The 19,375-nt window shown below is 40.0% G+C and carries 18 protein-coding genes, 2 pseudogenes and 1 riboswitch; of the genes and pseudogenes, 8 read left to right on the forward strand and 12 right to left on the reverse strand.

The window, feature by feature from the left end:
• Positions 1-96 precede the first annotated feature (96 nt).
• Both istB and istA read right to left on the reverse strand, forming a co-directional pair.
• Positions 97-822 (reverse strand): IS21-like element helper ATPase IstB, encoded by a 726-nt coding sequence (gene istB / locus SporoP37_RS03715; protein WP_085430033.1) that lies wholly within the window; start codon positions 820-822, stop codon positions 97-99.
• On the reverse strand, positions 819-2,237 hold the full coding sequence (gene istA / locus SporoP37_RS03720) for an IS21 family transposase (RefSeq protein ID WP_335696860.1): 1,419 nt from the start codon (positions 2,235-2,237) through the stop codon (positions 819-821). Before istA ends, istB begins: the two co-directional genes overlap by 4 nt.
• Positions 2,238-2,532: 295 nt before the next feature.
• Between istA and SporoP37_RS03725 the strand changes: the two genes are divergently transcribed.
• From SporoP37_RS03725 to tnpC, 4 genes are all read left to right on the forward strand, one after another.
• Complete coding sequence (locus SporoP37_RS03725; RefSeq protein WP_085430303.1) at positions 2,533-3,036, forward strand: DUF2798 domain-containing protein; 504 nt, start codon at positions 2,533-2,535, stop codon at positions 3,034-3,036.
• A 287-nt stretch (positions 3,037-3,323) separates the two neighbouring features.
• Positions 3,324-3,650, forward strand: a complete 327-nt coding sequence (gene tnpA, locus SporoP37_RS03730; protein WP_081242388.1) for an IS66 family insertion sequence element accessory protein TnpA — start codon at positions 3,324-3,326, stop codon at positions 3,648-3,650.
• A complete protein-coding gene (tnpB, locus tag SporoP37_RS03735; protein ID WP_081242389.1) occupies positions 3,640-3,996 on the forward strand; it encodes an IS66 family insertion sequence element accessory protein TnpB in 357 nt (118 codons plus the stop codon). Before tnpA ends, tnpB begins: the two co-directional genes overlap by 11 nt.
• A gap of 47 nt (positions 3,997-4,043) precedes the next feature.
• Positions 4,044-5,639, forward strand: coding sequence for an IS66 family transposase (tnpC, locus tag SporoP37_RS03740; protein ID WP_085430304.1), 1,596 nt, complete (start codon positions 4,044-4,046; stop codon positions 5,637-5,639).
• Positions 5,640-5,695: 56 nt separating this feature from the next.
• Here the strand turns inward: tnpC and SporoP37_RS03745 are convergent, their stop codons facing one another.
• The 6 genes and pseudogenes from SporoP37_RS03745 to SporoP37_RS03770 form a co-directional block, all read right to left on the reverse strand.
• Positions 5,696-6,157, reverse strand: a complete 462-nt coding sequence (locus SporoP37_RS03745; protein ID WP_231293286.1) for an SRPBCC domain-containing protein — start codon at positions 6,155-6,157, stop codon at positions 5,696-5,698.
• 46 nt (positions 6,158-6,203) lie between these two features.
• Positions 6,204-6,842 carry an NAD(P)-dependent oxidoreductase gene (locus SporoP37_RS03750; protein WP_081242391.1) on the reverse strand — a complete coding sequence of 213 codons (639 nt, stop codon included), beginning with the start codon at positions 6,840-6,842 and terminating at the stop codon, positions 6,204-6,206.
• A gap of 189 nt (positions 6,843-7,031) precedes the next feature.
• On the reverse strand, positions 7,032-7,436 hold the full coding sequence (locus SporoP37_RS03755; protein WP_081242392.1) for a DoxX family protein: 405 nt from the start codon (positions 7,434-7,436) through the stop codon (positions 7,032-7,034).
• 81 nt (positions 7,437-7,517) lie between these two features.
• Positions 7,518-8,120: pseudogene (locus SporoP37_RS03760) on the reverse strand (NADPH-dependent FMN reductase).
• 34 nt (positions 8,121-8,154) lie between these two features.
• The gene (locus tag SporoP37_RS03765; RefSeq protein WP_081242394.1) at positions 8,155-9,228 is read right to left on the reverse strand and encodes an LLM class flavin-dependent oxidoreductase; all 1,074 of its coding nucleotides are present in this window, start codon (positions 9,226-9,228) and stop codon (positions 8,155-8,157) included.
• A 24-nt stretch (positions 9,229-9,252) separates the two neighbouring features.
• Positions 9,253-10,101 (reverse strand): VOC family protein, encoded by an 849-nt coding sequence (locus tag SporoP37_RS03770; RefSeq protein ID WP_081242395.1) that lies wholly within the window; start codon positions 10,099-10,101, stop codon positions 9,253-9,255.
• Positions 10,102-10,270: 169 nt separating this feature from the next.
• Here SporoP37_RS03770 and SporoP37_RS03775 point away from each other — a divergent pair, with 169 nt between their 5' ends.
• From SporoP37_RS03775 to SporoP37_RS03785, 3 genes and pseudogenes are all read left to right on the forward strand, one after another.
• On the forward strand, positions 10,271-10,585 hold the full coding sequence (locus SporoP37_RS03775; protein WP_081242396.1) for a winged helix-turn-helix transcriptional regulator: 315 nt from the start codon (positions 10,271-10,273) through the stop codon (positions 10,583-10,585).
• Between the two features lie 150 nt (positions 10,586-10,735).
• Positions 10,736-10,936 (forward strand): annotated as a pseudogene (locus tag SporoP37_RS03780) (transposase domain-containing protein); the annotation flags it as partial.
• 115 nt (positions 10,937-11,051) lie between these two features.
• Positions 11,052-11,702 carry a recombinase family protein gene (locus SporoP37_RS03785; RefSeq protein ID WP_081242398.1) on the forward strand — a complete coding sequence of 217 codons (651 nt, stop codon included), beginning with the start codon at positions 11,052-11,054 and terminating at the stop codon, positions 11,700-11,702.
• On the opposite strand, the gene SporoP37_RS03790 is transcribed toward SporoP37_RS03785, so the two are convergent.
• From SporoP37_RS03790 to SporoP37_RS03810, 4 genes are all read right to left on the reverse strand, one after another.
• Positions 11,692-12,153, reverse strand: coding sequence for a hypothetical protein (locus SporoP37_RS03790; protein WP_196796839.1), 462 nt, complete (start codon positions 12,151-12,153; stop codon positions 11,692-11,694). The two genes, SporoP37_RS03785 and SporoP37_RS03790, sit on opposite strands and share 11 nt — an antisense overlap.
• Positions 12,154-12,436: 283 nt before the next feature.
• Entirely contained in the window at positions 12,437-12,793 is a 357-nt protein-coding gene (locus SporoP37_RS03795) for a hypothetical protein (RefSeq protein WP_081242399.1), read from the reverse strand.
• 711 nt (positions 12,794-13,504) lie between these two features.
• Complete coding sequence (locus tag SporoP37_RS03805; RefSeq protein ID WP_081242401.1) at positions 13,505-14,044, reverse strand: isochorismatase family protein; 540 nt, start codon at positions 14,042-14,044, stop codon at positions 13,505-13,507.
• Positions 14,045-14,175: 131 nt separating this feature from the next.
• Positions 14,176-16,365 (reverse strand): malate synthase G, encoded by a 2,190-nt coding sequence (locus tag SporoP37_RS03810; RefSeq protein ID WP_085431679.1) that lies wholly within the window; start codon positions 16,363-16,365, stop codon positions 14,176-14,178.
• 394 nt (positions 16,366-16,759) lie between these two features.
• Positions 16,760-16,894, forward strand: a riboswitch (cobalamin riboswitch).
• A 147-nt stretch (positions 16,895-17,041) separates the two neighbouring features.
• Here SporoP37_RS03810 and metE point away from each other — a divergent pair.
• Positions 17,042-19,336 carry a 5-methyltetrahydropteroyltriglutamate--homocysteine S-methyltransferase gene (gene metE, locus SporoP37_RS03815; RefSeq protein ID WP_085430306.1) on the forward strand — a complete coding sequence of 765 codons (2,295 nt, stop codon included), beginning with the start codon at positions 17,042-17,044 and terminating at the stop codon, positions 19,334-19,336.
• Positions 19,337-19,375 lie beyond the last annotated feature (39 nt).

Below are 19,375 nucleotides of genomic sequence, written 5' to 3' on the forward strand. Positions count from 1 at the left end.
CTGGTATTCATTTAAGAATGCGATTGTGTTTTGCAAGATAAAAGTGCAGAAGAATGCAAAGTAAAATACATAAGCTTGCCAGCCTTCATTTCAGTATTATTTTTGACGTGATAAAGCGTTTGTTACTCTAAAACTATCTCCCGTAAAATTCAATATATGGGCATGATGTATCACCCGATCTACTAATGCTGCAGTCAATCTAGAATCGCTAAAAACGCGATTCCACTGACTAAATTCCAAGTTTGATGTGATGATTAAACTTTTTTGTTCGTACCAGTCAGAAATCAGCTGAAAGAGGAGTTCTGCCCCTTCCTTATTGAATGGTATGTACCCCATTTCATCCAATATGATAAGGTCTACGTTTTTAAAACGCGCTCTAAACTGCGTTGACTTTCCCTCCTGCCAGGATTTCTCCAATGCTTCTGCTAGATCTGAAACCCGGTAAAATCGTACTTCAAGCCCTCTTTTACACGCATCATAACCAATGGCCGTAGCTAAGTGAGTCTTTCCTGTACCGGGCGCACCGGTTAGAATGACATTCTCTTTGCGCCTGATGAAACTTAACGTACATAATTCTTGCGAATCAATATGAGAGGGAAAATGAATCTGTTCATTCCATTGAAATGCCGAAAGGGACTTCTTTTGCAGAAATCTTGCTTTCTTAATCAATCTCTCGGCTTTCGTTTCTTCCCGTAACTGCAGCTCTTTTTTTAATAAAGCTTCAAGAAATTGAGCAGAATTTTCAAATGGGATATCTGAATAAACATCATGCACGTGCGCTAAGCGCAATGCTTTGCACATGGTCTGTAAATCTTGGGTCATTTCCCCTCACCTTCAATCTGAGGAGCACTCTGAAGCTGATCATACTTGCTCCAATCAATGTTATAGGGATGCGCATCTGGCTCTTTTAACTCGTCCGATTGACCACTTAAGAGTTCGTAGAATTGATTATTGATTTCATTCATTTCATACGTAGCTAAAAGCCCGATAATCCATTGAATACGCTCTTTGCGAATCGAAAGATTAGAGATGTTTAGATATTCAAAGAGTCGACCAGGTAAATAAGCTGAATAACGTGAATAGCTTACTGCCCGTGGTTTACTCAACCATGCTTTCAAGATGGATTGCCAAGGAATCTCGCGATTCTTATGCATATAGGGTCGGTTGTCTTGATATAACGGCTCTCCGTGAGGAGACACCACCTTAAAGCGATCCCAGTACTTCACTACGGATAATTGACTGTAATTATATCCTTTTGGAACATACACCTTCGTTTTATCTAACGTGATTTCTCCATACTTATTCGCTTTTGTTTTCTCCTCTTTGAATACTGGATATTCTTCTTCAGGTAATGCTAAAAGATATTGATGCTCCTCCTCCAGTAACTCTTGTAACGGAACTTGCTTCTTATAGTGAATACGTTGTCGATCTGTCGTTAGTTGCTCTTGCAGTAGCTTTGTCAAGTGGTCTAAGTCCTCTATAACAGGGGCCGGAGTGATAAAGTTATATCGAACATATCCCACCTTATTTTCTACATTTCCTTTTTCGTGACCAGAATATGGATTACAGGCTTGTGGTTCAAATCCATAATGAGTGGCGAACTGTAAAAATTCTTGGGTAAAAGCAGCCTCTTCATTTCTATTCCTTGGTTTCACCACTGCAGTTTTCATGTTATCAATACGGATTGTTCTTGGAATACCACCAAGTTGATCGAAGATAAGTTTCATACCGTGTAAAAGACACTCTTGATTTTCTGCTGGCAATGGGATGGCAAATGCACTGTTACTAAAAGGAAGCGTCATAACCAAACAATGAACATCTCGGTATTTTCCATCCTGCACAGCTTGCATCAATCCGAAATCTAATTGTGCCTCAGCAGGGGGATGGATGAGTCTCTCATAGCTTTTGTCTTTCGTTTCATCCTCCAGGTCTTCTCTTCCTTCACGCCATTCTTGAATATAGTTTGAAACAGTCCGATAGGACCCCTCGAATCCCATCTCTTGCAAGGCCTTAAAAATTCCTTTATTAGTTCTTCTATCTTTTCTTTTAAGCTTCTGATCTTCCCAAAGCCAATCTCCAACAATTTCTCCCCATTTTTCTCTATACATCATTCCCGATCTTTTTCTCTTTGCTTCTTTAGGTAATAGATCACCATCAGCATACTTTTTAGCAGTTCTCCAATTAATTCCTAAGGTTTTAGATATCTTGTTGATAGATAATGATTTCTGATTTCTCATTAGTTTGATACAATTAATTTCAGGCATTGTCAGCATTCCTTTCAACCTCCACTGGTTTTGATTCGACACCAATACAGTAGAGAAGTTTGAAGAGGCTGGCAAGCCTTTTTTTATTGAAACTTACGTTGCAATGTTATGTACTTTTTCATTTCAAAACTATGTACTTCTATTTTGCACTAAACATGCGATAAAATGATTATTACAGTGTGTAGAGATATTGGTCAATTCATTCAACCAAAAATATATGTCACATGATACGTCTACCATCTGAAAACTTATTTCGGAGGGTAACAAAATGCATAAAGAAAATCGACTGCCTCAATCGCCAAGAGAAGGCATACTATTTATGATGATTATATCGATTATTTCTGTAAACACCATTGCTCCTATCATTATGATGTTGGATCAAGGATTCAACACGGGAAATTATTTGGAAACGTTACGGATTATCCCTCTCCTATGGGTTATTATCGTGTTGTTGGTAACTTTGGTCGCTGAACCGATAGTTAGTAAAGCAATGCCAACATTCGCAACTAGAACGGATGGATTCAATGCCCACATATTGTTGAATACCTTTTTGACGGTTACAGTCTTATCTGTTTGCATGTCAATAATAGGACCTTGGGTTGGTATGTGGAAAATAGGCATCGAGCCTTTTCAAAACTTCTTTCACAATTGGTTTAGGAACTTCGGGGTGGCAATTTGGATCGAGTTACTGATTGCACAGCCCATCGCAAGATATGCAATGAAAAAAATACATGCAAAACAGGCAAGTAAAACAGAGAATGTAAATATTTAACCTAGATAAATTCCTTTTATACTACCTTTTCATATTTTGTACTCCTGAACCAAACCCGTTACAAGTTAGATGGCATTTTCTAACATACCATCATTTACAGCATTCAGTAGTTAGCATAATTAATAAATATTTGATTTAAAAAATGGCGGTATCTGTGGGTATTGAATAACCACAGATACCGCCATTTATTATTTTACTGTAAGCGTCAAATAACCCACACCTTCTAACATCTACGATGTTTTGCGATAATCACAATAACATCAAATGTTAGGAGGTTTTATTTTTCCATGTCATCAGATGAACGAAAACAACTATGGCAGCAACGGATTGATGCCTACAAGGCAAGTGGCGAACCAAACGTGAAAGCATGGTGTCACCATAACGAAATTGGAGTTCAAAGTATGTATCAATGGATGAAAAAACTTGCTTCAAAATCAAGTTTCGATGAACAACCTACAACACAATGGGTTGCACTCAATCAATCCAGCTCACACTCCGAGCCGAACGCATCTCTTCGTATCCATATAGGCAATGTGTCTATTGAGATCCAAGATGATTTTAATCGAGCACTTTTTCAAGAAGTGATTACAATGCTCCAATATCATGTTAAGTAGATCCCCGATTGATCAAGTTTACTTGGCTTGCGGTCCAACGGACTTGCGCAAATCGATTGACGGATTAGCTGCAATTGTTCAATTGAGTTTTCAACTAGATCCCTTTTCATCGAATCTCTTTGTTTTCTGCAATCGTAAACGGGATAAATTAAAAATCCTGCACTGGGATCATAATGGGTTTTGGTTGTACTACCGCCGTTTGGATGAAGGCCTGTTCCATTGGCCTAATCAAAAAACTGCAAGTGCGCTAAAAATTAGCCAACGGCAATTAAATTGGTTACTGGACGGGCTTCCCATGGAACAAAAACAAGCCCATCCAAAGATTGATGCGAAATCTATCATTTAGAGAGAGTTGACAACCCATGTCTTCTCTCTTTGTGTTAATATATTCTCATGGAAAAAAATACGACTGAACTACAAGCAACAATTGAAGAGCTCGCAGCGAAAAATGTGGATTTAGAAAAACAAAAAGAAGTCCTAGAGGCAAAAATTAAATGGTTGGAAGAACAGTTCCGACTTAGCCAACAAAAGAAATTTGGGACTTCCAGTGAAAAATCAAATCCAGACCAAATCGAACTTCTCCTCTTCAACGAGGCTGAACTGTCAGTAGATGAAAATATAGAAGAACCCACACTTGAATCGATTACTTATCAACGAAAAAAGTATATCGGACAACGAGATGCGAAACTTGAAAACCTGCCTACGGAAACGATCCATTATCGTTTACCTGATAAAGAGCAGGTCTGTTTGTGTTGTGGCGAAACAGTTCACGAAATGAGCACAGAAACGAGACGCGAATTGAAAATCGTTCCCGCTCAAGTGACAGTCGTTGAACACGTTCAACATATTTACAGCTGCCGTCAATGTGAGCGGGAAGGAATAGAAACACCGATTGTCACAGCTAAAATGCCAGCGGCAGTCTTTCCAAAAAGTCTTGCATCACCTTCTTCAATGGCATATATAATGAATCAAAAATACGTAGAAGGGATGCCCTTATACCGAATTGAAAAACAATTTGAACGTCTTGGTGTCTTTCTATCACGCCAAACGATTGCCAACTGGGTAGTATATGGTGCAACGAAATGGCTCTCACCGCTTTACAATCGCTTGCACGAGTTACTACTTCAACTTGACCGTCTGCACGCAGACGAAACAACAGTTCAAGTTTTAGCAGAACCCGGAAAAGCGGCAAATTCCAAGTCCTATATGTGGTTGTACCGATCTAGTCACAATGTGGAACCAATTATCTTATATGACTATCAAACTTCGCGCCACAGTAAGCACCCGAAGGCATTTCTTAAGGGATTTGAGGGATATCTTCATGTCGATGGTTATGCGGGATACCATGATTTGAAGGACGTGGAGTTGGTTGTCTGTTGGGCGCATGCTAGAAGAAAATATGACGAAACGCTCAAATCTTTACCTGCCAATGTAGATAAATCTACGACTCTCGCAGCTGAAGGTCTTCAATTCTGTACGCAATTATTTAAAGTTGAAAAACAGATAGAAAAGGAATTTGAAAACTGTAGCCCCGAACAACGGCAAGAAGAACGTCAAAAACGCAGTCAACCCGTGTTGGATGCCTATTTAGCGTGGCTAAAATCCAAACGCCCTCAAGTTCCACCTAAAAGCAAATTAGGTGTCGCTATCAATTATAGTTTAAACCAATGGTCAAAACTCATTGCTTTTATGAAAGACGGGCGACTTGAACTCGATAATAACCGAGCAGAACGTTCGATTAAACCATTCGTTATGGAAAGAAAAGCATGGCTATTTGCCCAATCAATGAAGGGTGCAACTGCCAGTGCCACCATCTATAGCATTGTCGAAACGGCCAAAGAGAATCAATTAAACCCAATGAATTATTTAACCTATCTCTTTGAACATTTACCACAAATAGACCTAGATGATCAGGAAGCACTTGACCAGTTCCTTCCGTGGTCACAGACAATTCAGGAGGAATGCCGGATTCCTGTTAAAGTTAGATAAAGAATACACTAATGCCCACCTGAAAAACTAGGTGGGCATTATTTGACGCTTACATTTTACTTATTAGTTTGTTCTACGTATTGTTTAAAATTATCTAAAATCGCCTGCCATCCCTGTTGTTGAAACTCGATTGGATGTGTAGTTTCAGCGTCAAACGTCTCAATTACTTCGGTTTCATTTTTTTGACCGTTAAAGGTAATGTTTACTTTTCTTCCATCTCCTAAGGTATAAGAAATACCCTCATGTAATTTTACTTCATCGTAGATTCCACCAAAATCGAAACCCATACTACCATCTTTTGCTTCCATTCTTGAAACGAATTTCCCACCTGCTTTAAGATCATTCTCAGCAAATGGTGTGTGCCAATCTGCGATATACTTATAAAAGGAGCGGAAAGATTCCGCTCCTTTCTTTATGCTATTTCTTGTGCGAGCACAGATTAGAATGAATGGTGAACCCGTTAGAAATATACTATTCACTCTTTCCATGGTTGATTCACTATCAGAAAGTACGATCAATTTCTTTAATCACTTCCCCAACTAACTCTTCTGAACGTCTAGTCTGTTATTCAGATTCACCAACGACAGTAAATCTTTCATTCACGTGCTTCGGATTTTCAATCTCATCGACTATGGCAATAGCGTAGTCAGCATAGCTGATGTAACTTTCGCCTTTCGAATTAACGAGAAGGTAGTCTTTTCCTGACTCATATGATCCCGTTCTCTTCCCTTCCGGATCAAATACGGCAGACGGGCTAATAAATGTCCATGACATATCTGTTGTTTCTCGTAATTCTTGCAAGTTACGTGCTTGTCCTTTTGCTGTTGGTTTAATGAAATCAGGAAAATCAGGTGTATCGATGACCTGAACGGTTTTGTTTTCGTCAACATAAAGGCTTCCAGCTCCACCTACAATGATTGCTCTTGTATTTGTTCCTTGAAGCGCCTCAATTAAAGTATGACCTGCATCCACATGTGGTTGTTCTTCGCCAAGTGGAGCACCGAAGGCATTTACGACAACATCAAATGGTTTGACATCATCCGTCGTAAGTTCCAATATGTTTTTTTCAATAACCGTCACATTCTTGCCCTTAAGTTTTGACGCATCTCTTACAACTGCTGTGACATGGTGTCCCCGATTAATTGCTTCTTCCATAATAAAATTTCCTGCTTTTCCGCTTGCTCCAATAACTGCAATATTCATGATCTTATTCCTCCAGCTTCAAATTTATTTTGTCCACATCGCACATTAAAAACAATCTAAAATTTTATATCGTTTCATCAAAATAGCCTTGGAGTATGTGCGCCCAGATTTTTTTTGTGCTAGCTGTGAAACGTTTCCTTATTCGAATTGTATCTACCTTCAACAGGAATCTAACCGGTCACGATCAATCTAGTCTTTTGAAGACTGGAACATTTTACGATCCACTGATAATAACTGACTTCCGCTAATGACAAGTACAACCGCCATCGTTAATAACGCTACATCTAATTCATAACCTGCCGCTTCAGCACCCATGAAACCGAGAGATAATTTTACTTTAAAAATAGCGCCAAGTAATACGATCGCAATTAAACCTGATACGATTCTCGTTCCAAACCCAACAATTAAAGCGATTCCTCCGATTAATTCAATGAACGCTACAACATAACCTAAGCTGCCCATAATACCAATACTTTCAAACCAACCCGCTACATTACCAAGACCCATTTGAAATTTAGCAATCCCATGAATAAGAAACGTAACCCCTAGAACGACACGAAGTAACAACAAACTCAATTCATAATTTTTTCCCATTTTATATTCTCCTTTATTTCTGTTTATTAAATTTTATTGGATAGAATTTCAGCTAAACATTCGTATTTCTACTCTTTCTGTTTATGATCTTACTGTTTTTAACGCACTACTCCATTCTACAACCTCATTAAGCATCATATAGATATTTTCATCATGTAGGGCTTGAGGTTTAAAATCAGTGCCATTTTCAAATTCAGTAAATAAAGATAAAGTTGGATGTGTGCGGACATCAGCAATTTTTAGCTCGCCACATATACCACGTAAATGTTCCGTTGCACGGGCTCCGCCAGTAGAACCATAACTGACAAAACCAGCAGCTTTGTTATGCCATGCTTCTCTGGCAAAATCAAGAGCATTTTTTAATGCACCTGAAATGCTATGATTGTATTCTTGAACGATGAATACAAATCCATCCAAGCTAGCCAGTTTTTCATTCCAAGCTGTAATTCCTGGTTCTGTTCCGTCAGTTGTTCCTAAAAAAGGTAATTCAAAGTCTGCAATATCTACAATTTCATAATTTGCATCTCCACGTTAGTCAGCAATACCCTTTACCCACTCTCCAACTTGTGGACTTACTCTCCCTTGTCTTGTACTCCCCAAAATAATTCCAATGTTTAATTTTTCATTTGTCATTTTGTCTTCCTCCTTGTGTGTTCTTCCAAATAATTTTTCTAAAAAACCCATGACTTACACCACCTATGCTTTTTACAGTGCGAATTTACCTTCTTGTTTCTTTCCGAACGATTGGAGCAATCTCTGTAGCTAATAACTCAATACCTTCAGCTACTTTTTTAAACGGTATACCACCTATATCAATCTGTGCCATCAAACGTTGATGTCCAAAAAGTTCATATTGATGAAGGATTTTCTCTATGATTTGTTGCGGACTGCCTACGAATAATGCAGTATCAGGAGCTGTCATTTGTTCAAAATCTGCACGCGATAACCTTCTTCCGCTCATCCCACGTTGTTCATTAACATATGACCAGTAATTCGAATAATAAGGATAAAACTCATCCTTTGCTTGTTGAGTTGTCTTTGAAAAGTACCCATGACCTGTTATACCGACCTTTAAATCTTCTGGAGCATATCCAGCCCCGATGCCAACTTGACGGTACAGATCAACTAATGGCTTAAATCGTTTAGGATCACCGCTGAGGATCACTAATGCCATCCCAATACCTAACCTGCCAGCGCGGGCTGCACTTTCTGGCGTTCCCACAACACCACCCCATATCCGTAACTCCTTCTGATAAGGGCGAGGTGCAATTTCAGCATTCCTTAATGGCGAACGAAAGTGACCATTCCAAGTAATTCTCTCGTTTTCGTTAAGCTTTAAAAGTAAGTCGAGGTTTTCAGTGAATAATGCATCATAGTCATTTGTGTCATAACCGAAAAGTGGGAACGATTCTATAAATGCGCCACGACCCGCAATAATTTCCGCACGTCCATCCGAAAGTAAATCCAAAGTTGCAAAGTCTTCGAATAAACGAACAGGATCGATCGTACTTAATACTGACGTAGCACTTGTCAATTTAATTCGTTTCGTCACCTGAGCTATGGCAGCTAAGACAACCGCCGGCGAGGAAGTAGCATAATCTAATCGATGATGTTCACCTACACCAAAGATGTCCAAACCGGCCTCATCAGCGAGTTTGGCCGCTTCGATAATCTCCTTCGTTCTTTGCCCTGCACTAATTGTTTTTCCGGTAACCGGATCTACTCCTATATCTCCAAGTGTATATAGACCAATTTCAATCCCTGGATTTTCAGACTGTTCTTTTTTAGTCATAATCGTATTTTTCCTCTTCTACTTTTAGACTCTTAATTGAATACGATTTCCAGAAGGATCGATCGCAATCACTGAACCGTTTTCTTCCATAACAGTTGCGCCGATGCTCTTCAACTGAGCGATCATTTTATGTTTCTTTTCTTCATTAGGAAGCATTAAAGTAAATGATTCTAGTCCAGCACTATTAGGAAACGGTTTAGGTGCGCCTACACCGTTCCACGTATTTAAAGCGATATGGTGGTGGTACTTACCGTCCGAAAGAAATAGCGCCTGATTACCATAGCGGTTCACTACCTCTAACCCCAGCCCTTTCGTGTAAAACTCTTCTGTCGTTTTTAGTTCGGATACATGTAAATGAATATGCCCCATCACCGTGCCTGCCGGAAGACCATTCCATGTATGTGGTTTTACGCCAGATAATAGCTCAGGAAAATTGATTGGATCATTTGCCATTGCAACTTCACCTTTATCCCAATCCCATTTTGATGGATGACGGTCTACATAGATCTCAATTCCATTCCCATCTGGATCGGATAAATAAAGAGCTTCACTGACAAGGTGATCTGCTGATCCAATCTGGAAACGATTTTCTATAAAATGCTGCACGATTTTGGCTAAGTCAGATCGTTCAGGTAGAAGTAATGCAAAGTGATAGAGCCCCGTTGTTCTTCCTTGCTTTGGAAGAACGTTTTCCGGCTGTTCGATTGATAATAAAACGGTCTTTCCATCCGCAGTTAAATGAACTTTTCGTTCCGTTTTTTCCAATACTTTAAAGCCGATTATTTCTTGATAAAACGCTAATGCACGCTCTATATTTTGTACCTTTAAATTGACTTGACCGACGAATGTGATCGGTTCACGATGAAAGTTCATTTTTATGTTTCCTCCTAGTAGATTAATTAATATGAATTAGTAGTTAGTTAGTTACCTTATGTAAGTAACTATACATCGACACATTATGATAGTCAAGAAAAAATCAGATGAAAAGTAATTTGATTACTATTAATAACCATGTATACTATTAAGTAAGGAGTTGATTAAAATGGAGAAGTTGATTTGTCCAAGATTTGAAAAAGCTTTAGGTTATTTAAGCCAAAAGTGGACGGGTCTCATTATTTACCATCTTCTACCTGGTCCACAACGTTTTTGCACGATCGAATCATCGATCGGTGTAAGTGGCAGAGTCCTGTCGGAGAGGTTAAAGGATTTGGAAAACGAGGGAATTATAAAGCGAGATGTATTTCCAGAAACTCCCGTTCGCATCGAATATTCGTTAACTGAAAAAGGGATCGCTTTAGAACCCGTTATGAGAGAAATGGAGAAATGGTCGGAAAATTGGGTGGGGACAGATCGTTAACAACTTTTCGTCCCAATCTCTTTTTCTATATACAGATTAGTGTTGACAAGAAACTCAATTCATACGCGTCACCTGTTCATTTCACTAGTATAAAACTAAATTAAACGTCAATAAGAGTTGTTTATGGCACTATAAAAATGTAGGGAATGGCATTCACCGAAAGGTGCAAAGTCGAGCGCTATTATTTATAGTATTGTAGAAACGGCAAAGGAGAATGGACTAAGTCCATTTGAATATTTGAAGTATCTATTTGAACGGTTGCCAAATATTGATACAACAAATAAAGAGGCATTAGATCAGCTCTTGCCATGGTCAGCAAGTATTCCATTACATTGTCAAAGCCCAAAATAAAATCTTAACTAAAGTATAAACAAACCCATACCTGAATAATAGGTGTGGGTTATTTGACGCTTACCATATCTGAAAGGACATTTAAGATATCATATCTCATAAGAGGTGGACACGTATGACAACAGCAATTAAAACACTTTCGGCAATCGTCTATAATCGTAAATCAAGAGGAGAATTAGAGGACTTACAAAAACACAAAAAGGAATTATTGTCCTACTGTGAACGTAATAATTTTAGTTTTGCTTACTTTGAAGAAATAGCTTTCAGCGTCGATGAGGAACGAATCGAATATTTAAAGTTAATCAAGGAAATTGAATCAGCTAAATATTACGTTTTGGTCATAACGGATTTATCACGATTAACACGAAATTTAAAGCAACAGCTTGAGTTATTTGAACTACTTGAGAAATATAATATGATTGTTCACAGCCGATTAGACGGAATCATTAACCCATCAGATAGCATGGGTGAAATGATGTCCGTTATCAAAGGCATGTTTAACCAATCAGCGTATAAAGAAACGTCTAAGAAAATGCACTTAGGACGCTTGCAAAGTGCCAGAGAAGGTAAGTGGGTTGGCGTACCGCCTTATGGCTACAAAATGAACAAGGAGACTCTACGATTAGAACCTGACGAAATTGAAGCACCTAACGCAAGGCGTATCTTTATGGAGGTTATAGAAGGATATTCAATTACTGACATTAGTGTAGGTTCAATTCCAGAGATACTATTTTATTTATATTGCTCATTAAAATTTATAGATTAACTTCATCTATTTCTATCTCAGACAAATCGATAAATTCTAGTTCCATTTCTGCTTCTGCTTTCGAACGATAAACGGTAATTTTATCATAGGGTTTCAAGTTGTCTTGCCATGATTCTATATTACTCAGAAAACCTTCTCCGTTTTCAGAGATTAGCAAGCATTCTAAATCCTTATTGATATAACAGAGTGGTGCGTCACTTTCTAGGTCACATTGTTGTCCAACGGTTCCGATAAATCCACCTTTACTATCTTTTGCCATAATATCTACATGTGGAACCGTATAAAATTCTAAATGTGGAATATAATCGTTAGCATATTTTTGATACTCCTCATTTCTATCATAAACACTCATAGAATAAATTGTTGTACCTGCTGATATAATCTCAGTTTCTTTTAAAAATACAGTTATGGCCCCAGTTAATTCTGTTCTATCTAGATAAACTTTTCGCATCTTTTACCTCCGTCAAATCTATATTTATGCAGATATCCATTTTGCTTTAATGTACGGTCAATTAAGCTTTGTACAATCATTATCAACAAAGAAAAGCCAATTAAAAACAGGAGAATTTCTAGTAAGTAGTCCAAATTAATCCACTCCACTTCTAAAATCATACGTTTCGTAAGGTAGTTCTACTTTCTATCTCAAAGTTCTTTTTCAGTAATTATCTTATATAAAATCTCTGAGTCCTTTATTGGAAGTTTGATATATTTTGCTTGACTTTCAGCAATTATCTCTAATCTATCTCTAATCTATCTCTATTTGGAGTCACCCATATAGCATAGTTAATCGAACCCAAGCTAAAACGATATTCAGGAGGAGATGCCATATCCACTTCAACGTTCTCTTCCCATTCAGCGTTTTCAATTATTTCTGCAACAGTCTTTATTTCATCAGGTTTAACAACTTCTTTTATATTTTTATAGTCTTCACTTTCGCGTTTCTCAACTGTAAACGGTTTTACTTCAACATCTTCAGTTTGTGGAATCACTGATTGTATTTCTTGTGGTGCTTTTATTGTTTCTTCTTGATTACAACCAACTAATGCAAAACACAATACGATAAATAATGTAAATACACCTATCCTTTTCATACCCATCCCCCTTTTTCATTAGAAGGTACTTTCAAGATATAGCCTTAATTCCGCAAAATGGCCCGTTTGCGGAATTGTCCTTATCACACAAACACACCCAATTCAGGAACAATTTACTTTACTCAGATATAATCATTGGTTGAACGTTTATTAACCAGGTTGTCTCACTTTTTATTTACCGAAAAGGAAAAGCCGCTGACGATTAACACAATGGCAGCTTTGCCTCTTCATTTCCCTTTAAAGAAAAATGAAGAGATAAGGAGTAAAGTCGAAATTATAATACCTCCCAATTGAAATGCTTCCAAACTTTCTACAGAAAATTTGGTCGCTAATCCTGTCACATGTAATAAAAGCAGGATTGCCATGGAACCCATTATTACAGCGAAAGAGACTTTTTGAATTGTCCTTCTTTTGCATGTATTCTCCTTTCCCAACGTATCCTTCCTTTCAAACTCTAAATTTCCTCTCCTGTACAGTTTATTAATGTGAACTTTGTGTATTTAGATTGAATTTCATTACTAGCTGTTGTATCCGTTGGCAATCACGCCTGGCAGCATCATTTTACAATGTTGTCTGATTTTAGAATCATTACACTCTTTCTTCTTAACAGTATTATACCAATAATATACAAAAAACTTTAATAAAAAGAAAAAGCACCGCTGTATGCGATGCTGTATACTGCTGTAACACTTACTTTCGGTTTGATGTTTTTTACTTAATCACCTTTAATACTTGCTTAAACTCTTCCGTGCCTGCTTCACCGAGAAGTTCGTATAATGCGGTTTCCACGCATGTTCCCGCAATCCCGAGCGCATTCATTTTCTGCAGGCCGATCCGTTTATTATCTTCGGTCCGGGAAGTAACTGCATCCGTCACAACTTCTACTTCATAGTCCTGCTTTGCCAAATCTGCCGCGGTCATATAAACACAAATATGCGTTTCAATTCCCGCAATCAATATTTGTTTGCGGTCCAAGTCTTTTAATTGTTTCATGAACTCTTCATTGCGCGCCCCGCTGAATGTCATTTTCGCAATCGGCTTCTGGCCTTCAAGAAGACTTGCCAAGGATTCAGTTGTCGGTCCCAGGCCATCCGGGTATTGTTCAAGCCAAAGAATTGGGATGTTCATCACTTGCAGACCTTTGATCAGTTTCTCCAGATTGTCATGCAGCACTTCACTGTCTTCTACAATTTGTGCGAGTTTCCCTTGTACATCCACCAAAACAAATACAGTTTGATCTCTTTTTAGCATCGCCCTTCCTCCCCTTTCGCTCATTGCCGCTAGTATAGCATATTTACAGATTCTTTAGAGAAAACGATAGTTGATACTGACTAAAAGACAGCCCCTCTTCCCGTCAGGAAGTGAGGCTGTCTGTAAATACATTAGTTTTGAACTGTTGCTTTTTGTTTCGCTTTCGCTTTTGCTTCGATACGGCGCGCGTGCAAGATTGGCTCTGTGTATCCGCTCGGCTGTTCTGCCCCTTTGAAAATCAGATCACAAGCTGCCTGGAAAGCGATGGAATCATCATAGTTTGGTGCCATTGGCTGATACAGCTCATCGTCAGCATTTTGCCCGTCAACTACTTTTGCCATACGTTCCAACGTTTCTTGAACTTGCTCTTTTGTACAGATCCCATGACGCAGCCAGTTTGCAATATGCTGACTGGAAATACGCAATGTTGCACGGTCTTCCATCAATCCCACATCATTGATATCCGGAACTTTAGAGCATCCTACTCCCTGATCGATCCAGCGTACAACGTAGCCAAGAATCCCTTGTGCGTTGTTATCCAGTTCAGACTGCACTTCTTCCGGAGTCCAGTCAACAGAAGGAGCTAATGGAATTTCAAGGATTCCATCACGGTAATCAACGGAGCTGTCGATTCCTGCCTGTACGTCTTTTACATTTACTTCATGATAATGCAGAGCGTGCAAAGTTGCAGCTGTCGGAGACGGAACCCACGCTGTGCTTGCCCCCGCTTTTGGATGAGCAACTTTTTGCTCAAGCATAGCAGCCATCATATCCGGCATTGCCCACATTCCTTTACCGATTTGCGCATGTCCCGGAAGACCCGCTTTAATTCCTACTGCCACGTTGGAAGCTTCATATGAAGACAGCCAATTAGAAGCTTTCATATCTGCTTTTCGGATAACCGGACCAGCTTCCATCGATGTATGAATTTCATCGCCTGTACGGTCAAGGAAACCTGTATTGATGAATGCAATACGTTCTTTTACTTCATTGATTGCAGACTTCAGGTTCAAAGACATTCTGCGCTCTTCATCCATCAAACCTATTTTGATTGTGTTGCGCTCAAGACCTAACAGATCTTCAATGCGGTCGAATAACTTGTTGGCAAATGCCGCTTCTGCCGGGCTGTGCATTTTTGGCTTAACGATATAAATTGAGCCATGACGGGAGTTTTTGAATTCCGTATCGCTCTTGAAATTGTGTGTAGCAATTAGTGAAGTAATGACGCCGTCGAGAATTCCTTCAGGCACTTCATTGCCGTTTTCATCCAATATGGCATTGTTTGTCATTAAGTGGCCAACATTACGCACGAACATTAATGAACGGCCGTGCAATGTGAATTCTTTGCCATCTGCAGTCTTATATTTTCGGTCAGCATTCATTCTTCGGGTAACTGTTTTATTTCCGCGTTTAAATGACGCTTCCAGATCACCCTTCATCAGTCCCAGCCAGTTTCGGTATACACCGACTTTATCTTCAGCATCTACCGCTGCAATGGAATCTTCGCAGTCCATTAACGTAGAAAGAGCTGCTTCCAGAACTAAATCTTTCACGCCTGCTTTATCGTCTTTTCCGATTGGATGGTTACGGTCGATTGCAATTTCAATGTGAAGTCCATTGTTTACGAGCAATACCGCTTCGGGCGCATCTTCTGAACCATTATAGCCTGCCAGCTTGGACTCATCCTGCAATGCAGTTGTCTTGCCGTTTTCAAGTGTCACTTGAAGTGTTCCGTCTGCGATTTTATAAGCTGCTGCATCCGCATGAGAACCTTCAGCAAGCGGTGCCGCCTGGTCAAGTAAGTTTTTCGCGAAAGCGATTACTTTTTGGCCTCGTTTTGGATTGTATTCAGCTCCAGCCTGTGCTCCGTCTTCGTCACTGATTACGTCTGTTCCGTACAGCGCATCATACAAGCTTCCCCATCTTGCATTTGCTGCGTTTAATGCATAACGTGCATTATCGATTGGAACAACGAGCTGTGAGCCGGCCTGATTGGCAATTTCATTATCAACATTAGACGTTGTCACTTGAAAATCTTCTGCAACCGGCTCGAGATAGCCGATTTCTTCGAGAAATTCTTTATATTTAGCAGCATCAATTTGCCCCTTATTCTGCTGGTGCCATTCGCTGATGGCATTTTGCAGTTCACTGCGTTTCTCTAACAGCGCTTTGTTTTCAGGAGCAAGTTCATGAATGAGCGAATCAAAGTTTGTCCAAAATTGATCTTTTTGGATTTCTAAGCCCGGTAGAACTTCTTCATTTACGAAGTTAACTAGTTCTGTTGCGACTTGCAATTTACCTACTTTTTCATAGTTTGTCATGGAATAAAGCCACCCCTTAAGATTTTTTGCGCCACTCTGTTGTATAACATGCAGCGGTGAACACTGTTCATCATTAGTTTCCGGCGGTACCCCATAGCCGATCTTCAATTTCTGAAGTATGAATGATGAGTGATCTTCCTATTCGAAGATGTGTTAGTACTTATCATACCTAAAGTCTAGAAAACTTTCAACTGAATTGTGAAAATTTTCACATCTCGAAGAAAGGAATCGTTTTTCAATATTTATCAGTTATATAACAGTTCCTCTTGGACATCTTTGCATCTTGCTGAATCACACTTTTATCCAAGTTAATAAATAAGAATTGTTTATTTTATGAAAAATGAAAGTTGACACCCTATTTTCTCTGTGATAGCTTTAGAGGCAATCATCTAAATTGAATAGTTTGAAAACCGGGTGAAATGGAAGCAATTTCATTTCTTAAAAGGGAATCCTTACTTTTGGAGCGGTCCCGCCACTGTGAAGACGCTATTGCGTCCAGCCAGATACCTGCCCGTTTTCATGACGCTTCATCCTACGGTGAATAGGGAAGTGTTAGACACACGCAGTCTAGGAATGCAGGCTTTTTTATGCCTGTATTTTACACTTGCGTGACAATCTAACATTTCCCCGAGAAATGTTTTTTTTATTGAAAAAAACTTCAAGGGGGAATTAACAAATGGTCAAAAGCAGTATCACGGGATATCCCGTCATAGGTGATAATCGCGAGTGGAAACGTGCACTCGAAGCATTTTGGGCGAAGAAAATTTCAGAAGAGGAACTTCTTCGTACAACAAAGGAAATCCGTCTGGCAAATTTAAAGAAGCAGAAAGATGCGGGCATTGATTGGATCGCCGTTGGTGATTTCACATTGTATGACCGCGTACTGGATACATCAGCCATGTTCGGAATTATCCCTTCCCGCTTTCATTGGAAAGGCGGACCTGTATCCACTTCTACGTATTTCTCAATAGCGCGCGGCAACGACGAAGCTGTCGCTTCTGAAATGACAAAGTGGTTCAATACGAACTATCACTACATCGTGCCGGAATATGAAGGACAGCGCTTTGAACTGACAGAAAACAAACCGCTTGCCGCCTACATCGAAGCAAAGAAGGAACTCGGCATCGACGGCAAACCAGTTCTTCTTGGACCTTACACATTGCTGAAATTGTCTAAAGGGTATGAAGACAAAGACGTACCTTCAATTATTCTGCAGTTACTTCCACTTTATCAAAAAGTATTGAAGGAGCTTCAGGATGAAGGCGTGCAATGGGTACAAATTGACGAACCTATTCTGTGCACTTCCATTTCAGGTGATGAAATGAAAGCTGTGACCGAGATTTATTCACAACTCACGAAAGACCTCGACGGAATGAACATTTTATTGCAAACGTACTTTGATTCCGTGGAACATTATGAAGAAACAATCGCTCTGCCGGTAGCAGGAATTGGACTTGATTTTGTCCATGGCTGTGAAAAAAATCTGCAGAACATCAAACAGTACGGTTTTCCTGAAAATAAAGTACTGGCCGCGGGTATTATAGACGGCCGGAATGTCTGGCGCTCTGATTTGCAGGCAAAATTGACGCTGACGGAAACGATTCAACAACATGTTCCATCCGCAAACTTGTGGATTCAGCCTTCCTGCAGTTTGCTCCACTCGCCTGTTACAACTCGTTCTGAACAAAATCTGGATGCTGTTATCTTGCATGCACTGGCGTTTGCAGATGAGAAAGTCAATGAAATCAAGATTCTTCAGGAAGCATTACAACGAGGCAAAGAACAAGTCACGGGAGATTTCAAGGCAAGTCAGGCAGCGTTAACAGCTTTCAATGCACTTCCTGCACGAAACCGAAAAGAAGTCCGTGACGCGTCGTCAGGCAGTATTTTATCCGACAGCAGGCGTAATTTGCCATATGCCGAACGCAAAGTGAAGCAGCAGAAGAAATTCCAATTGCCGCTATTGCCAACTACAACCATCGGCAGTTTCCCTCAGACACAAGAAGTTCGTGCAACACGCAATAAGTGGAGAAAAGGTGAAATTACGGATCAGCAATACAAAGACTTCGTGAATGCAGAGATTAAAGAGTGGATTGATATTCAGGAGGATCTGGGGCTGGATGTTTTGGTTCACGGTGAATTCGAGCGTACGGACATGGTCGAATATTTCGGTGAAAAGCTCGATGGCTTCGTTTTCACAGAAAAGGCATGGGTGCAGTCGTACGGTTCCCGCTGCGTCAAACCGCCGATCATTTTTGGAGACGTCGCTTTCACTGCCCCTATGACGGTTGAGGAATCTGTCTATGCAAAATCTCTGACGGACCACGAGGTGAAAGGAATGCTGACCGGACCTGTCACGATCTTGAACTGGTCATTCGTTCGCGATGATTTATCGCGCGAGGAAGTGGCAAATCAAATTGCCCTTGCCCTGCGAAAAGAAATCGAATCACTTGAAGCAGCAGGCATTCATATGATCCAGGTGGATGAACCGGCACTTCGTGAAGGTCTTCCACTAAAGCAATCCGAGTGGAAACATTACCTAGACTGGGCTGTCAATGCATTCCGTGTATCCACTGCTTCTGTAGAAGATACGACGCAAATTCATACGCATATGTGCTACTGTGATTTCAACCATTTCATCGAAGCCATCAGCGCACTTGACGCAGACGTCATATCGATTGAAACTTCACGCAGCCACGGTGACTTGGTGGAAGCATTTACTGACTATCACTATGACAAAGGCATCGGTCTTGGTGTTTACGACATCCACAGCCCGCGGGTTCCTGCCGTCGAAGAGATGACGGAGATCATCAACAAAGGACTTGAAGTACTCGAGCCTTCACAGTTCTGGATCAATCCCGACTGCGGACTGAAAACCAGAAAACGTGAAGAGACGGTCGCAGCATTGAAGCATATGGTCATTGCGACGGAACAGGCACGCGAGCGTTTAGCTGCAGCAGCAGTGAAATAATAGGACTGTCCGGGGAATCAGCGTGATTTCCCGGACAGT

It is taken from the genome of Sporosarcina sp. P37 (genome assembly GCF_002109365.1).
Lineage (GTDB): Bacteria > Bacillota > Bacilli > Bacillales_A > Planococcaceae > Sporosarcina.

Excerpts from the sequence above, each read along its gene's own strand:
- SporoP37_RS03725 (WP_085430303.1), top strand. The coding sequence starts at position 2,533 with ATGCATAAAGAAAATCGACTGCCTCAATCGCCAAGAGAAGGCATACTA.
- SporoP37_RS03755 (WP_081242392.1), bottom strand. The coding sequence starts at position 7,436 with ATGGGAAAAAATTATGAATTGAGTTTGTTGTTACTTCGTGTCGTTCTA.
- istB (WP_085430033.1), bottom strand. The coding sequence starts at position 822 with ATGACCCAAGATTTACAGACCATGTGCAAAGCATTGCGCTTAGCGCAC.
- SporoP37_RS03805 (WP_081242401.1), bottom strand. The coding sequence starts at position 14,044 with ATGCTAAAAAGAGATCAAACTGTATTTGTTTTGGTGGATGTACAAGGG.
- SporoP37_RS03765 (WP_081242394.1), bottom strand. The coding sequence starts at position 9,228 with ATGACTAAAAAAGAACAGTCTGAAAATCCAGGGATTGAAATTGGTCTA.
- tnpA (WP_081242388.1), top strand. The coding sequence starts at position 3,324 with ATGTCATCAGATGAACGAAAACAACTATGGCAGCAACGGATTGATGCC.
- tnpC (WP_085430304.1), top strand. The coding sequence starts at position 4,044 with ATGGAAAAAAATACGACTGAACTACAAGCAACAATTGAAGAGCTCGCA.
- SporoP37_RS03770 (WP_081242395.1), bottom strand. The coding sequence starts at position 10,101 with ATGAACTTTCATCGTGAACCGATCACATTCGTCGGTCAAGTCAATTTA.
- SporoP37_RS03785 (WP_081242398.1), top strand. The coding sequence starts at position 11,052 with ATGACAACAGCAATTAAAACACTTTCGGCAATCGTCTATAATCGTAAA.
- SporoP37_RS03750 (WP_081242391.1), bottom strand. The coding sequence starts at position 6,842 with ATGAATATTGCAGTTATTGGAGCAAGCGGAAAAGCAGGAAATTTTATT.
- SporoP37_RS03790 (WP_196796839.1), bottom strand. The coding sequence starts at position 12,153 with ATGCGAAAAGTTTATCTAGATAGAACAGAATTAACTGGGGCCATAACT.
- tnpB (WP_081242389.1), top strand. The coding sequence starts at position 3,640 with ATGTTAAGTAGATCCCCGATTGATCAAGTTTACTTGGCTTGCGGTCCA.
- metE (WP_085430306.1), top strand. The coding sequence starts at position 17,042 with ATGGTCAAAAGCAGTATCACGGGATATCCCGTCATAGGTGATAATCGC.
- SporoP37_RS03775 (WP_081242396.1), top strand. The coding sequence starts at position 10,271 with ATGGAGAAGTTGATTTGTCCAAGATTTGAAAAAGCTTTAGGTTATTTA.
- SporoP37_RS03795 (WP_081242399.1), bottom strand. The coding sequence starts at position 12,793 with ATGAAAAGGATAGGTGTATTTACATTATTTATCGTATTGTGTTTTGCA.
- istA (WP_335696860.1), bottom strand. The coding sequence starts at position 2,237 with ATGAGAAATCAGAAATCATTATCTATCAACAAGATATCTAAAACCTTA.
- SporoP37_RS03810 (WP_085431679.1), bottom strand. The coding sequence starts at position 16,365 with ATGACAAACTATGAAAAAGTAGGTAAATTGCAAGTCGCAACAGAACTA.